We start from the raw sequence: 15,114 nt of genomic DNA on the forward strand, positions 1-15,114 counted from the left end.
ATTACATATTTCGTCGATACTGACCACCAACCTCAAACAATGCACTTGTAATTTGTCCTAACGAACAAACCTTAGTTGCATCCATTAATTTTTCGAAAATGTTTTGGTTGTTGATGGCTGCATCTTGAATAATATTCAATTGCTCTGCAACTTTTTCTGCACTTGTTTTATGCAAATCAGTTAACATATCTATTTGATATTGTTTTTCTTCCTCAGTAGCACGAATAACCTCAGCTGGAATAACCGTTGGAGAACCTTTAGAACTCAAGAATGTATTTACACCAATAATTGGGAATTCACCTGTGTGTTTCAAGGTTTCGTAATACAATGATTCTTCTTGGATTTTTGAACGTTGGTACATTGTTTCCATTGCACCTAAAACTCCACCACGTTCTGTTATTCTATCAAATTCTTGTAAAACTGCATCTTCCACTAAATCGGTTAATTCTTCAATAATGAACGAACCTTGAATTGGATTTTCGTTTTTCGCTAAACCTAACTCTTTATTAATAATCAACTGAATTGCCATTGCTCTACGCACTGATTCTTCTGTTGGCGTTGTAATTGCTTCATCATAAGCATTCGTATGTAACGAGTTACAGTTGTCGTAAATTGCATATAATGCCTGCAAAGTCGTACGAATATCATTAAAATCAATCTCTTGTGCATGTAATGAACGTCCAGAAGTTTGAATGTGGTATTTCAACATTTGTGCTCTTTCGTTGGCACCATATTTATTTTTCATGGCCTTCGCCCAAATTTTACGCGCCACACGGCCAATTACAGCATATTCTGGGTCAATTCCGTTTGAGAAAAAGAATGATAAGTTTGGACCGAAATCGTTGATGTCCATTCCACGACTTAAATAGTATTCTACATAAGTGAAACCATTTGCTAACGTGAAGGCTAATTGCGTAATTGGATTTGCTCCTGCTTCAGCAATATGATATCCTGAAATAGAAACCGAATAGAAATTACGAACGTTTTGCTTAATGAAATATTCCTGAACATCACCCATTAATCGTAAAGCAAATTCCGTAGAGAAAATACACGTGTTTTGCGCTTGATCTTCTTTTAAAATATCCGCTTGAACCGTTCCACGAACTTGTGCTAAGGTTTTTACTTTGATATCTTGATACACATCTAAAGGTAATACTTGGTCACCGGTAACTCCTAAAAGCATCAAACCTAAACCGTTGTTTCCTTCTGGTAAAGCACCTTGATATCTTGGACGTGCTACTCCTTTTTTCTTATAAATTTCGTTGATTTTAGCTTCAACTTCATCTTGTAAACCATTTTCAACGATGTATTTTTCACAGTTTTGATCGATGGCAGCATTCATGAAGAATCCTAGCAACATTGGTGCTGGACCATTAATTGTCATCGAAACCGAAGTCAACGGATGACTTAAATCGAACCCAGAATATAATTTCTTAGCATCGTCCAAACAACAAATCGAAACTCCTGCATTTCCAATTTTTCCATAAATATCAGGGCGAATATGTGGATCATTTCCGTATAAAGTTACCGAGTCAAAAGCTGTTGACAAACGTTTTGCTGGTAATCCCGCAGATACATAATGGAAACGCTTGTTGGTTCTTTCTGGCCCACCTTCTCCTGCGAACATTCTACTTGGATCTTCACCTTCACGTTTGAATGGATATAATCCTGATGCGAATGGGAATTCTCCTGGTACGTTTTCTTGTAAATTCCATTTTAAAATATCGCCCCAAGCTTGGTATTTTGGTAACGCTACTTTTGGAATTTGAGAATGCGATAACGATTCAGTATGCGTTGCAATTTTGATTTCTTTATCACGAACTTTAAAACTATAAACCGGATTTTTGTATTTGTTTACTTTTTCGTCCCAAGTTAAAATGATTTCCCAGTTGTATGGGTCAAGGTTCATTTTAACTCTATCAAACTCTTTGGTTAATAAGGAAACGAAATCTTTGTTATCAGCAGTAATTTTTAAAGAACTCTCCACAATTCCTGCTTTATCTAATTGCGGCACATTTCCGTTAACAGTTTCAATTGTTTTGAAAATTCCGTATAATTTTTGCGCTACCTCAACTTGAGAAAGTGCTGTTTCGTCGTATTTTCTATTGTTTTCTGCAATTTCAGATAAATAACGCGTTCTGTGAGGAGGAATTACGAAAATCTTCTCGCTCATTTCACGCGTAATTTCAAAAGTCGATTTTAAATCGGCTCCCGTTTTCTCTACAATCTTATCCATGATAGATTTGTACAGCGTGTTCATTCCTGGGTCGTTGAATTGCGAGGCGATTGTTCCAAAAATTGGCATCTTATCGGTATCTACATCCCAAAGATTGTGATTGCGTTGGTATTGTTTTTTTACATCACGAATCGCATCTAAAGCACCGCGTTTGTCGAATTTGTTTAACGCTACTAAATCAGCAAAATCTAACATATCGATTTTTTCTAACTGTGTTGCTGCTCCAAATTCTGGTGTCATAACGTATAACGAAACATCAGAATGTTCTAAAATTTCGGTATCGGATTGACCAATTCCTGAAGTTTCTAAAATAATGATATCGTATTTAGCGGCTTTCAATACTTCAATCGCTTCAGCCACATATTTTGATAAAGCCAAATTAGATTGACGTGTAGCCAACGAACGCATGTAAACACGAGAATTGTTAATCGCATTCATACGAATTCTATCGCCTAACAAAGCTCCACCTGTTTTACGTTTTGATGGGTCAACTGAAATTAATCCGATAGTTTTTTCTGGGAAATCGATTAAGAAACGACGCACTAATTCATCTACTAACGATGATTTTCCAGCACCACCTGTTCCAGTGATTCCTAAAACTGGAATTTTTGAAGTTTCATTCTTTTGGTGAATTTGGTCAAAAACTGATTTTGCAATTTCAGGAAAATTCTCAGCTGCCGAAATCAATCTTGCAATTGCGGTTGGGTTTTTCTCTTCGATATGCGATAATTCTCCCGTTAATTTATCACCAATTGGATAATCTGAACGTTGAACTAAATCGTTAATCATACCTTGTAATCCCATAGCACGACCATCATCTGGCGAATAAATTCTTTCGATTCCGTATTCGTGTAATTCTGAGATTTCAGATGGTAAGATTACTCCTCCACCTCCACCAAATATTTTGATGTGACCTGCTCCTTTTTCTTTAAGCAAATCGTACATGTATTTGAAATATTCGTTATGCCCTCCTTGGTAAGACGTCATTGCAATTGCATTAGCATCTTCTTGGATAGCCGTATTTACTACTTCTTCCACACTTCTATCATGTCCAAGGTGAATAACCTCAACACCAGTAGCTTGAATAATTCTACGCATGATATTAATGGCTGCATCGTGTCCATCAAAAAGTGACGCTGCGGTCACAATTCTTACTTTATTTTTAGGAATATAAGGAGTTTGTAGTTCCATGTGTAATTTTTGTTCGTTTTAAAGGGTGCAATTTACGAATTTAATAATTTTATTTCATTCAAATTTTAGAATAAATTCGAATGAAAAATGGCACTATCTTTGTAAATACATAAACAAAATATAAAACCATGAAAAAAATAGTACTTAGTTTATTTGCCTTTAGTTTATTTGGCTGTGCCGAAATGCAACAAGTTTTAGATCAATTACCACAAGGAACTGGCGTTTTGAGTCAGGCAGAAATCGGTAGCGGATTAAAAGAAGCTTTGAATAATGGCATTACCAAGCAAGTTTCAAAATTAACAGCTACAGATGGCTTTTTTAAGAATGAAGCCGTAAAAATTTTATTACCCGAAGAACTTCAAACCGTTGATAAAAAGCTTCGTCAAATAGGAATGAGTAAATTAGCCGATGAAGGTTTAAAAGTCATCAATCGTGCTGCGGAAGATGCAGTTAAAGAAGCTACTCCTATTTTTGTAGATGCCGTAAAGCAAATGACTTTCAACGATGCCAAAAACATTTTAATGGGTAATGAAAGTTCGGCAACAACATATTTACAAAACACAACTTCAACTGCTTTGTATGCAAAATTTAATCCTGTGATTAAAAGTTCGTACACGAAAGTTGGAGCTGATAAAGTTTGGAGTCAAATTATTACCAAATACAATTCGATTCCACTAGTTAAAAAAGTGAATCCTGATTTAACAGATTACACTACAAACAAAGCAATGGAAGGTGTTTTCAAAATGATTGCTGTAGAAGAAAAAGACATCAGAACTAATTTATCTTCAAGAAGTTCTGATTTATTAAAGAAAGTTTTTGCATTACAAGACAAAAAATAATTGTTTTGTAATTCAATATTTACAGAAAAAACGTTTTCGTAAAAATTTAATAATCAATAACATAAGTATAACATAACCTTAACATTACAAGTCAAAAATTCATCGGATATTTGCATTCTAATAAATAAGAGATTTTCTCATTTGGTTAGGGTTAGTTTAAAAAATCACCACGCTTTCGGGCGTGGTTTTTTGTTTTATGGTTTTAAACTTGTTGCTTCAAATACCCAATCACAGTCTCATTGAAAATTACGGGTTGTTCTACGTTTACAACATGACCGCAGTTTTGAATGATGAAAAGTTCAGCCGTTTTTACATGATTAGCAACTACTTGCTTAACAGAAGGTAAAAACATATAATCTTCTTCGCCCATTACGTAAAGCGTAGGAATATTCAGTTCTTTTTGACGGAACCAACGTAAAACTGGGTTGATTTCGGCAGTAAGTTTGAACCATTTGATGAATTCTTTTTGGTACAATTTCTTCGCTTCGTTAATGAATAATAAGCGTGATTGTTTGTGGTTTTTTTTAGGCATAATCACAAAGGCAAAAAACTTGTACAAAACCAAATAAGGCAATATATATTTAAACATGTTTCCTAATTTCATTAAGATTTGCGAACGAAAGTTCATCTTTAAAATCGCACCGCCTAAAATCATACTCTTTACTCGTTCGGGATGCATTTCTGCCAATTGACGAATGACTATTGAACCTAACGATATTCCCACAAAATGAGAACTTTCAATCTTTAAATGTTCAATGACTTCTACTACATCTGTTGCGATTGATTTAAACGTGTATTTTTGTTTAAAAGCTGTTTTAATTGATTCGTTTGAGTTGCCGTGACCTCTTAAATCGAGCAACAATACATTAAAATGTTTCTGAAAATCGCGAATTTGCTTAAACCAAATAGAAGAGCTGCCTCCTGCTCCATGAACAAAAGTAACCCATTCGGTGCTTGACTCGTTTTTATAAATTGTATAGGAAATCAAATTCTAATTTTGTTCAAATGTACCACTTTTCAAAAGACTAAAAGGTTGAACAAATTTTAAATTTTAGAATGTAGTAATTTGAAATAATCAAAAGCTTTTAACAACCGACTTCCGTACCAAGAAAACATTTCACCATCTACGAAAACGGTTTTGGCATGATGCGTGAATCTTCCAATTTCAAAAGCATGTTCATCATTAAATGGAAAAGGTTCGGAAGACAAAAACACATAATCTGGATCGCCTTCTAAACGGATTTTTTTTAATTCGATTTCAGGATAACGTCCTTCTTTTGTTTCATAAATATTCTCGAAATGATTCAATTTCAATAATTCATTGATAAACGTATGATTTCCCGCGACCATATGAGGTTTAGCCCAAATAAAATAAGCCGCTTTCTTAATCGGTTTATCTTCGATGAATTGCTGAAAATCTTGATACGCAAAGTTAATTTTATCAATCCATTTTTGTGCTTCGGTGCGTTTATTGAAGAGTTTTCCGAAATCTTGAATCATTTGTAAATTATCGTCAATCGTTAAAATATCGGTTACCCAAACTGGACAAATTTGGGATAATTCTTCAACAATTACTTTGGTATTTTCTTCTTTGTTACAAATGATAATATCGGGCTGAAGTGCTTTTATTTTATCAAATTTTACAGTTTTTGTTCCGCCAACAATGGTTTTTGTAGCTTTTAGATGAACAGGATGCACGCAAAACTTCGTAATTCCGACAAGGGAATCTTCCAAACCCAAATCGTACAACAACTCGGTTTGTGAAGGCACTAAAGAAATAATTCGTTTTGGAGCCGTTATAAACAAATGCTCGGTTCCTAATTGGTCAATCATGATTCATAAACACTGTGGAGAAGATGGGGCTCGAACCCACGACCTCTTGACTGCCAGTCAAGCACTCTAGCCAACTGAGCTACATCCCCAAAATTTTTACGAATATAGTTTTTTTTAAACATATAACTTTCTATTTGATTCAATAAAAAATTGAAGTAGTTTTACATTTCTAAAATAAAACCATGCACGCAGATTATATTACCGACCAAAATTTTTCTGATATTACCTATGCCGAAAACGATGTAAAGTACAAAGAATACGAAAATTGCACGTTTACAAATTGCGATTTTAGATCGTGTTCGTTTATTGCGGTTACGTTTATTGATTGTAACTTTTTGGATTGTAATTTTAAAGGCACCAAGATTAACCATGTGTCTTTGCGTGATGTTTGGTTTACGAAATGCGATTTTACTTCGGTGAATTTTGCTATGACAGACCAAATTTTATACGAGTTTCATTTTAAAGACAGCTTACTCGATTATGCGCAGTTTTATAGTTTGAAACTCAAGAAAATGCAGTTTATCAATTGCAGTATGATCGCCGTGGATTTTATGGAAAGTGATTTATCTGAAGCCATGTTTGACAATTGCAATTTAAGACATGCTGTTTTCATAGGCACAACCGCTCACAAAACCGATTTTTCTACTAGCTATGATTTTACGATTGATCCTGAAAAAAACAAACTAAAACGTGCTATTTTTTCTACTGAGAATTTGAAAGGTTTGTTGCAGAAATATGATTTGGTGATTAAATAAGCGTTGCTCCTAATTAGCACGCAGATTCTACAGATTTTCAAGCACAGATTTTGCTGATTTATTCGTATGAGATTAAAAATAAAATAGTTTAAAACCTGAAAACTATTTCCTACATTTGGGTAACATTAAACCTTATATCATGGAAACCCGAAATTATTCTAAAGTCTACCGTATTCTACATTGGTTGATTGCTTTTACTTTTCTTTTGTTGTTGCTGACTATTTTTTTACGCAAGACCTGGATGGAAAAAAATCATGTGGCTGGAATAATTCAGGCGTTTTTAGCGGATAATGGTTATGCGGCTTTATCGGAAGATGATGCTATTGTATTGGCTAAAAAAATTAGAAAACCCATGTGGAACTGGCATATTTATTTTGGTTATGTTTTAACTGGATTGTATTGCATACGTTTAGCAGTGCCATTTTTTGGCGAAATGAAATTTGCTTCGCCTTTTAAAGCGGGTTTAGATATGAAAACAAAATTTCAATATTGGGTATATCTTGTGTTTTATCTGTGCACTGCGATTTCGTTAGTAACAGGTTTGTTTATTGAATTTGGTCCTAAAAACCTTAAAGACCCAATGGAAGAAATACACGTTCTTTCGTTATATTATTTACTTGGGTTTATGGTATTGCATTTTGGTGGTGTTCTACTTGCCGAATGTACCACACAAAAAGGATTGATTTCAAGAGTAATTAGTGGCAATAAAAAAGAGTAAATTATAGTGGCAAGCGCTAAATGTTAAAGCCACACCCCCGTAAAAATACCTGATTACCCCCGTAAAAATACCTGGTTTGAAAATCAGGTATTTTTACGGGGGTATTTGTGGATTTTTCTTCCTATAATTGTAGCGTAAGATTCTTACAAAAGTATTTTACATTTTACAAAACCAAAACCCCAGCAAACACTGGAAAAAATAATTAAAAATGTACAGAAAATCTGGAATTGGGTTTGGAATAATATTTCTATATTTAAAATAAATAAGAATCGAAAAATGAAAATATTAAATTTAATTTAATGGCAATAAGAAATTACTATAATGATATTAATAAAAGTGCTCAAGAAATTTTTTTAAATACTATTGAAGAAAAAGATAAATTAGGTTATTGTCACCATATTTCAGCATTTTTTTTCGAATTTTCAGAATGTATACAAGATAAAAACGAAAAAAACATGATGCGAACAGTTTCTATACAATTAGATACAGCAACAATAAACGTAACATATGGATTGTATAGACAAGCAATATCCTCATTAAGATTAGCCTTTGAACTTGCATTAGGCGTAATTCATTTTTCTGTAAACAAACTTGAACATGCTGAATGGATATTAGGAAAAAATGATATCAAATGGTCTAAATTGATTGATGAAGAAAACGGTGTTTTATCTGTGAGGTTCTGTAATGCCTTTTTTCATGAATTAAATATTCATTCGCATAGCTATAATTCACAAGCAAAAGAACTTTATAGAGAAATGTCTGAGTATGTACATGGAAATAATGACACATGGTCAAAAAGTGGGTTATCTTTGAAATTTAATGAGACTTTACTTAACGAATACTTTAGCCTTTTCAAAAAAATTACAGAAATAATGATTTTTTTAATATGCTGTAGATATTTAAAATCATTTGAAAGAAAACAACTGGATCAATTATCAACATTTTTGTTAGAAGAAATGAATCATATATCAGCTATTAGAGAAATTTTAGGAGGAGTTAAAGAATAAATATTATGTCAGATTTTAAATTAAGAACGGAAAGCATTAAAGATGATGAAATCATCAATTTAGCAGTAAAAAATGCTAACGATAAAAAAATAATAAAAGCATTAAAATCACCAGAACCATGTCTAATTGAAGGCTCAAGAGGCACTGGGAAATCATTTTTAATGAAAATTGCTCAAATAGATATTGATAATAAAGACGATAAATTATTATCAGTTTTTATTTCATTTAATATTAGTTCATTAATTAATACAAGTGATAGTCTTCAATTTTATCATTGGATGTTAGCAAAAACACTGAGAGCACTTTTGAATAAACTAAGAAAGAAAGGTCTTTATATATCAGATTATTCAAAATCACTATTAAGTAATGATAGTTCAGAAGATGAGCAGACAATTGAAAATAATTTAAAATCAATTGTAGAATTATTTGAAAATTCATACAAAAATAATAAATCAATTAATATAAGTACATTACCAGATATTGAAGATGTTAAAGAAGCAATAAAAGAAATATGTGAAGTTAATAAATTAGAAAGAGTTTATTTTTTCTTTGACGAAGCCGCACATGTATTTAGACCAGAACAACAAAGACAATTTTTCAATTTATTTAAAGATTTAAGATCACCTTTTATAACTTGTAATGCTGCCATTTATCCTGGCGTGACTCATTTTGGCGATTCATTCGAACCAATTCATGATTGTATTTATGAAGTTTTAGATAGAAATATTTCTGAGAGTGACTATCTGGATTACTTCAAAAAAATGGTTTTTAAGCAAGCCGATTTAGGACTGAAGAAAAACATTAATGAACAAATCAACTTATTTAATACACTTGCATTGTCTTGTGGAGGTAATCCAAGAATATTATTAAAAACTTTGCAAGACATGTCAAAATTCAATACCTCTGAGGCAAACAAAGTAATTAAGGATTTTTATCGTATTAAAATTTGGTCTGAACATACAGAATTGGGTGAAAAATACAAAGGTCATCAAATATTGATTGATTGGGGTAGAGATTTTTTAGAGAAAACTGTAATACCTACAATAGTTTTAAATGAGAAATCAAGTATTTATTTCTGGGTAAACAAAGATGTTCCTGAAGCAGTAAAAGAATCTTTAAGATTACTTACATATACTGGAATTATAAAAAAAATAGACTCAAGTGTGAGATCACATGGAAGTCTTGGTGTGAGATATGAAGTAAAATATGGTTGCATTATTTCTTTAGATGCAAATCCTCACAATATATCAAATGAATTATTTAAAATTAGGTCTATTCGACAATTTACAGCGTTCGGCAAAAACCATTCTGAATATGAAAAAATACAAAATCTTTCAGCCTCAATTTTAGAAGACGATCAATATAAAGCTTCTTTAGAGAGTATGTTAAATAAAACAATTGATGTCCTCTCTTTAACAAATTTTCAAAAAGAAAGACTATTTAGCGCAAATATTAATACAATAGGTGATTTATATGGCTTAAAAGAAAGTGATTTAATTGAGAAAATCTATAATGTTGGTCCATCAAGGGCTAGAATAATGATGAATGCTGCAAACTCAGAACTACTTGAATATATTTCAGGATAATAAATTTGAAAACTCCCACTTACCACGGGAGTTTTTTTATTCCCAAAACCCCAATAAACACAACCCTTCTTAATGAATTTATCTAAAATAACTAAATTTTTATTGTTTTTCAATAAATTTTTATTGACATTTGTAATGTAATTTTAAACTTTGTAGTTATGTCAAAAACAAACAACTTCGTATTTTGGGGCTTATATGTTATAGCTTGGCTAATTTTTGTGGGCTTGTCTATTGAAGCAGGAGGCTTAATCGTTAATTTCTTTTTTAGTCTCTATAACCCTGAATTTATTCAAAATCTGTATCAAAAGTTAGACTTGATGGAAATGTATCAAAACAGTAAATTAGCTTTTTTTGGTGTTTATAGTTTTATACTTATCATTTCTATTTTAAAAGCGGTGCTATTTTATGCCGTAATTCATCTCATGCACAAAATGGATTTATCAAAACCGTTCAACACATTTGTGGCAAAACAAATTTTACTTATTAGTTATTTTACCCTATCGATTGGAGTATTAAGTCACATTGCCAGACAAATAGTTAAAAGTTTAATGCATCATGGTTTTGTACCGGATAACTTAAACCAATTTTGGGCAGACAGCGGTGCTTTTATTTTAATGGGAGGTGTTATCTATATTATCGCGATTATCTTTAAAAAAGGAATCGATATTCAAAACGAAAACGACTTAACTGTTTAAGCTATGCCAATAATTGTAAACTTAGATGTGATGATGGCAAAACGCAAAATGTCGCTCAACGAACTTTCGGAAAAAGTAGACATTACCTTAGCGAATTTGTCCATTTTAAAAACTGGAAAGGCAAAAGCGGTTCGTTTTAGTACACTTGAAGCCATTTGCAAAGCCTTGGATTGTCAGCCTGGTGATATTTTAGAATTTGTGGAACACTAAAGCATGGATTATTGATGGTTCAATTTTCATTTAATTTCATTTGCTTTATATATCTTTACATCCCATTTGAAACCGTGTTTAGAAGGTTGCTATAAAACCCATCAATACCGATTCAGAATATAAAAACAACAATTTATGACAGTTCAAATTTGTTCGTGTGAAGGTTTAGATCCAAAATGTAAAAAGTGTTTTGGAAGTGGTTATATGAATACGCAATTTGCAGAAAAAACTATAAAAGCTTCTGCTAAAAAAGAAAGTGCAAAACAAGAATCTTTTCTTCCCGATACTATAGAATCATTATCCAGAAAAGAAATTGAAAATTTTGTACCTAAAATTATAGATACTTTAGATTTAAAATCGAAGAAGCAAATGCAAATTCTTCACGCAATTCCATTTAACACGACCACTTTTAGAAGAGATTTTAAAGCTAAATTTGAACTTTTAGGAAAAATAGAAGAAGAAAAACAATCGTTAAGAAATGAACTTGATGTAATTTCTAATGCGTTATCATCTTCAAAATATAGTGTAGCATTCAAATATGGCCATTTTTTATCTGATAAAGTTATTGATGTAACTTCTAACCGAGAGCTTAAAACTTTAATTAGAGCATACAAAAAGCTTAAAAAATAAAAATAAAAAAATCCCGAGCTCACACTCGGGACTTTTTTATTTCAACTAATACTTTTTATTCATTAACCAAAACCCATTCACCAGAAGCTAACATGCTCTCTGCTTTTTTGTATTTCATGGTTTCGCTTTTTCCACTCATTACATGTTTAATGGTAACTGTGTCATTACGATTAATTTTTGGCATTTCTCTTGTAATCGTTTCTGTTACTTGAGGTCTTTGACTAGCCATTTCACCTGCTCTTCTTGCTTCACTTGCAGCATCATCACTATCTAAATCTTCTTTTGTTTCAGTATAGTTTTCTTTTTGACGCACTTGCTTAGCTTCTTGAATGTCTGATGGACTTTGAGATGGTAAATCGCCTTTAAATAAGAACGAAATTACTTCTTTATTTACATCATCAATCATTTTTTTGAATAAGTTAAAAGCTTCAAATTTATAAATCAATAATGGATCTTTTTGTTCGTGAACAGCTAATTGAACCGATTGTTTCAACTCGTCCATTTTACGTAAATGTTTTTTCCAAGCTTCATCTACAATAGCTAACGTGATGTTTTTCTCAAAATCAGCAACTAATGATTTACCTTCTGAAGTATAAGCTTTTTCTAAATCAGTTACCACATTCAACGATTTTATTCCGTCTGTAAAAGGAACAATTATTCGTAAATATTGGCCATTGTTGTTTTCATATACATTTTTGATAATTGGGAAAGCCTCCGCAGCATTTCTCGCAATTTTATCATTATAATGTTCTAAAACAGCTTTATATGTTTTTCCTGTGATTTCTCTGTCTGAAAGCTTTGAAAATTCAGCTTGAGAAACTGGTGAACTAATTGAAAAATAGCGAATTAATTCGAACTCATAGTTTTTAAAATCACCCGATAATTTGTTTTGTTCCACTACTAATTCACAAGTGTCATACATCATGTTTGCGATGTCAACTTTCAAACGCTCTCCATGTAATGCGTGACGTCTTCTTTTGTAAACTACTTCTCTTTGTGCATTCATTACGTCATCATATTCTAACAAACGTTTACGAACTCCAAAGTTATTTTCTTCTACTTTTTTCTGTGCTCTTTCGATAGATTTTGTCATCATAGAATGTTGAATTACTTCACCTTCTTTTAGACCAATTCTATCCATAACTTTCGCTACTCTTTCTGAACCGAATAAACGCATTAAGTTATCTTCCAAAGACACGTAGAATTGAGAACTACCAACATCTCCTTGACGACCAGCACGACCTCTTAACTGACGGTCAACACGACGTGAATCATGACGTTCTGTTCCGATAATTGCCAAACCACCTGCTTTTTTAACTTCGTCAGATAATTTAATATCGGTTCCACGACCTGCCATATTGGTTGCGATTGTAACTACTCCAGGTTTTCCAGCTTCTGCTACAATTTCTGCTTCACTTTTGTGCATTTTAGCATTCAATACATTGTGTTGAATGTTTCTAATTTTTAACATTCGGCTTAATAATTCCGAAATTTCTACCGATGTTGTACCAATCAATACAGGTCTTCCTGCATTTGATAATTGTACTACATCTTCGATAACTGCGTTGAATTTTTCACGAACGGTTCTGTAAATTAAATCGTCTTTATCTTTACGAGCCATCGGACGGTTTGTAGGGATTTCCACAACATCTAATTTGTAAATTTCCCAAAACTCTCCAGCTTCTGTTGATGCAGTTCCTGTCATTCCACCTAATTTGCTGTACATACGGAAATAATTCTGTAATGTAACCGTTGCAAATGTTTGAGTAGCAGCTTCAATTTTTACGTTCTCTTTTGCTTCAATTGCTTGGTGTAAACCATCTGAGTAACGACGACCGTCCATAATACGACCAGTTTGCTCATCAACAATCATTACTTTATTGTCCATGATAACGTATTCAGTATCTTTTTCAAATAAAGTATATGCTTTTAATAATTGCGTTAAAGTATGAATACGTTCTGATTTTATAGAAAAATCTTTGAATAATTCTTCTTTACGTTCAGCTTCTTCCTCAGTTGAAAGATTTGATTTTTCGATTTGAGCAATTTCAGTTCCAATATCTGGTAGTACGAAAAATTGCGCATCGGTATCTTGTGACAAGTATTGAATCCCGTTATCAGTTAATTCAACTTGATTGTTTTTTTCTTCGATAACAAAGTATAACGCCTCATCAATTTTTGGCATTTCTCTGTTGTTATCTTGCATGTATTGGTTTTCGGTCTTTTGCAATAATTGTTTTACACCTTCTTCCGATAAAAATTTTATTAATGCTTTACTCTTTGGTAATGCTCTGTGAGATCGTAATAAGTAAAATCCTGCTTCTTTATTGTTTCCTTCTTTGAACAAACGTTTTGCTTCAGTTAAACAATCTGTAGCTAATTTTCGCTGTAAGGTTACTAAGTTTTCAACTTTTGGTTTTAACTCGTTGAATTCATGACGGTCACCTTGTGGAACTGGTCCAGAAATAATTAATGGTGTTCTTGCATCATCCACTAAAACCGAATCGACCTCATCGACAATGGCATAATTGTGTTTACGTTGAACCAAATCTTCTGGAGCATGCGCCATATTATCTCTCAAATAATCGAAACCAAATTCGTTATTTGTTCCATAAGTAATATCGGCTTCGTACGCTTTTCTTCTTTCTGGAGAATTTGGCTGATGATTGTCAATACAATCCACAGTTAAGCCATGGAACTCGAATAAAGGCGCTTTCCAAGTGCTATCACGTTTTGCTAAATAGTCATTCACTGTTACTAAATGCACACCGTTTCCTGTTAAGGCATTTAAGTATAATGGTAATGTTGCAACTAATGTTTTTCCTTCACCTGTTTGCATTTCGGCAATTTTACCTTGATGCAACACCACTCCACCAATCAACTGAACATCGTAGTGAATCATGTCCCAAGTGATAGCTTTACCAGCTGCATTCCAAGAATTGGCCCAAGTAGCGTTATCACCTTCAATAGTAATGTACGATTTAGTTGCTGACAACTCTCTGTCTTTTGGAGTAGCAGTCACAGTTAAAGAAGTGTTTTCTTTAAAACGACGAGCCGTTTCTTTTACAACTGCAAAAGCTTCAGGAAGAATTTCATTTAATACTTTCTCAGAAATTTCATAAGCTTCTTTTTCGATTTTATCGATTTCAGCATAAATATCTTCACGAGCATCAATATCTTGTGTTTGCTCTGCTTCTTGCCTTAGCGAAACAATTTTGTTGTCTTTCTCGGCACGAGCTTGTTGAATTTTAGCTTTAAATTCGGCTGTTTTAGCACGCAATTCGTCATGGGATAATGCTTTTAAGGCACTTTCAAACGATTTTACTTTTGTGATTATAGGTTGAATCGCTTTTACATCTTTCTCCGATTTATCACCCACAAAAGCCTTCAATATGGAATTTATGATACTCATAA

12 protein-coding genes and 1 tRNA gene are annotated in these 15,114 nt (G+C 32.7%); 8 read left to right on the forward strand and 5 right to left on the reverse strand.

Features of this window, described 5'->3' with window-relative positions; genetic code table 11:
- Position 1 precedes the first annotated feature (1 nt).
- Complete coding sequence (locus tag M9Q43_RS05970; protein WP_262318051.1) at positions 2-3,427, reverse strand: methylmalonyl-CoA mutase family protein; 3,426 nt, start codon at positions 3,425-3,427, stop codon at positions 2-4.
- Positions 3,428-3,555: 128 nt separating this feature from the next.
- Between M9Q43_RS05970 and M9Q43_RS05975 the strand changes: the two genes are divergently transcribed.
- Positions 3,556-4,266 (forward strand): DUF4197 domain-containing protein, encoded by a 711-nt coding sequence (locus M9Q43_RS05975; RefSeq protein WP_262318052.1) that lies wholly within the window; start codon positions 3,556-3,558, stop codon positions 4,264-4,266.
- 202 nt (positions 4,267-4,468) lie between these two features.
- On the opposite strand, the gene M9Q43_RS05980 is transcribed toward M9Q43_RS05975, so the two are convergent.
- From M9Q43_RS05980 to M9Q43_RS05990, 3 genes are all read right to left on the reverse strand, one after another.
- Complete coding sequence (locus M9Q43_RS05980; protein ID WP_262318053.1) at positions 4,469-5,254, reverse strand: alpha/beta fold hydrolase; 786 nt, start codon at positions 5,252-5,254, stop codon at positions 4,469-4,471.
- Positions 5,255-5,310: 56 nt separating this feature from the next.
- Positions 5,311-6,099, reverse strand: a complete 789-nt coding sequence (locus M9Q43_RS05985) for an ABC transporter substrate-binding protein (protein WP_262318054.1) — start codon at positions 6,097-6,099, stop codon at positions 5,311-5,313.
- Between the two features lie 15 nt (positions 6,100-6,114).
- Positions 6,115-6,188, reverse strand: a tRNA-Ala gene (locus tag M9Q43_RS05990).
- A gap of 93 nt (positions 6,189-6,281) precedes the next feature.
- Between M9Q43_RS05990 and M9Q43_RS05995 the strand changes: the two genes are divergently transcribed.
- The 7 genes from M9Q43_RS05995 (at position 6,282) to M9Q43_RS06025 (ending at position 11,700) form a co-directional block, all read left to right on the forward strand.
- Positions 6,282-6,854 carry a pentapeptide repeat-containing protein gene (locus M9Q43_RS05995; RefSeq protein ID WP_262318055.1) on the forward strand — a complete coding sequence of 191 codons (573 nt, stop codon included), beginning with the start codon at positions 6,282-6,284 and terminating at the stop codon, positions 6,852-6,854.
- A gap of 139 nt (positions 6,855-6,993) precedes the next feature.
- Positions 6,994-7,572 carry a cytochrome b/b6 domain-containing protein gene (locus tag M9Q43_RS06000; RefSeq protein WP_262318056.1) on the forward strand — a complete coding sequence of 193 codons (579 nt, stop codon included), beginning with the start codon at positions 6,994-6,996 and terminating at the stop codon, positions 7,570-7,572.
- A gap of 299 nt (positions 7,573-7,871) precedes the next feature.
- Complete coding sequence (locus M9Q43_RS06005; RefSeq protein WP_262318057.1) at positions 7,872-8,579, forward strand: hypothetical protein; 708 nt, start codon at positions 7,872-7,874, stop codon at positions 8,577-8,579.
- Positions 8,580-8,584: 5 nt separating this feature from the next.
- The gene (locus M9Q43_RS06010) at positions 8,585-10,165 is read left to right on the forward strand and encodes a hypothetical protein (protein WP_262318058.1); all 1,581 of its coding nucleotides are present in this window, start codon (positions 8,585-8,587) and stop codon (positions 10,163-10,165) included.
- 158 nt (positions 10,166-10,323) lie between these two features.
- Positions 10,324-10,860, forward strand: coding sequence for a DUF2975 domain-containing protein (locus M9Q43_RS06015; protein ID WP_262318059.1), 537 nt, complete (start codon positions 10,324-10,326; stop codon positions 10,858-10,860).
- A 3-nt stretch (positions 10,861-10,863) separates the two neighbouring features.
- Positions 10,864-11,070: a helix-turn-helix domain-containing protein gene (locus tag M9Q43_RS06020; RefSeq protein ID WP_262318060.1), complete on the forward strand. Its 207-nt coding sequence runs from the start codon at positions 10,864-10,866 to the stop codon at positions 11,068-11,070.
- A 135-nt stretch (positions 11,071-11,205) separates the two neighbouring features.
- A complete protein-coding gene (locus tag M9Q43_RS06025) occupies positions 11,206-11,700 on the forward strand; it encodes a hypothetical protein (protein WP_262318061.1) in 495 nt (164 codons plus the stop codon).
- A 55-nt stretch (positions 11,701-11,755) separates the two neighbouring features.
- On the opposite strand, the gene secA is transcribed toward M9Q43_RS06025, so the two are convergent.
- Positions 11,756-15,112, reverse strand: coding sequence for a preprotein translocase subunit SecA (gene secA, locus M9Q43_RS06030; RefSeq protein WP_262318062.1), 3,357 nt, complete (start codon positions 15,110-15,112; stop codon positions 11,756-11,758).
- Between the last annotated feature and the right edge of the window lie 2 nt (positions 15,113-15,114).

Origin of the sequence: Flavobacterium odoriferum, assembly GCF_025499515.1 — a bacterium.
GTDB classification, from domain to species: domain Bacteria; phylum Bacteroidota; class Bacteroidia; order Flavobacteriales; family Flavobacteriaceae; genus Flavobacterium; species Flavobacterium odoriferum.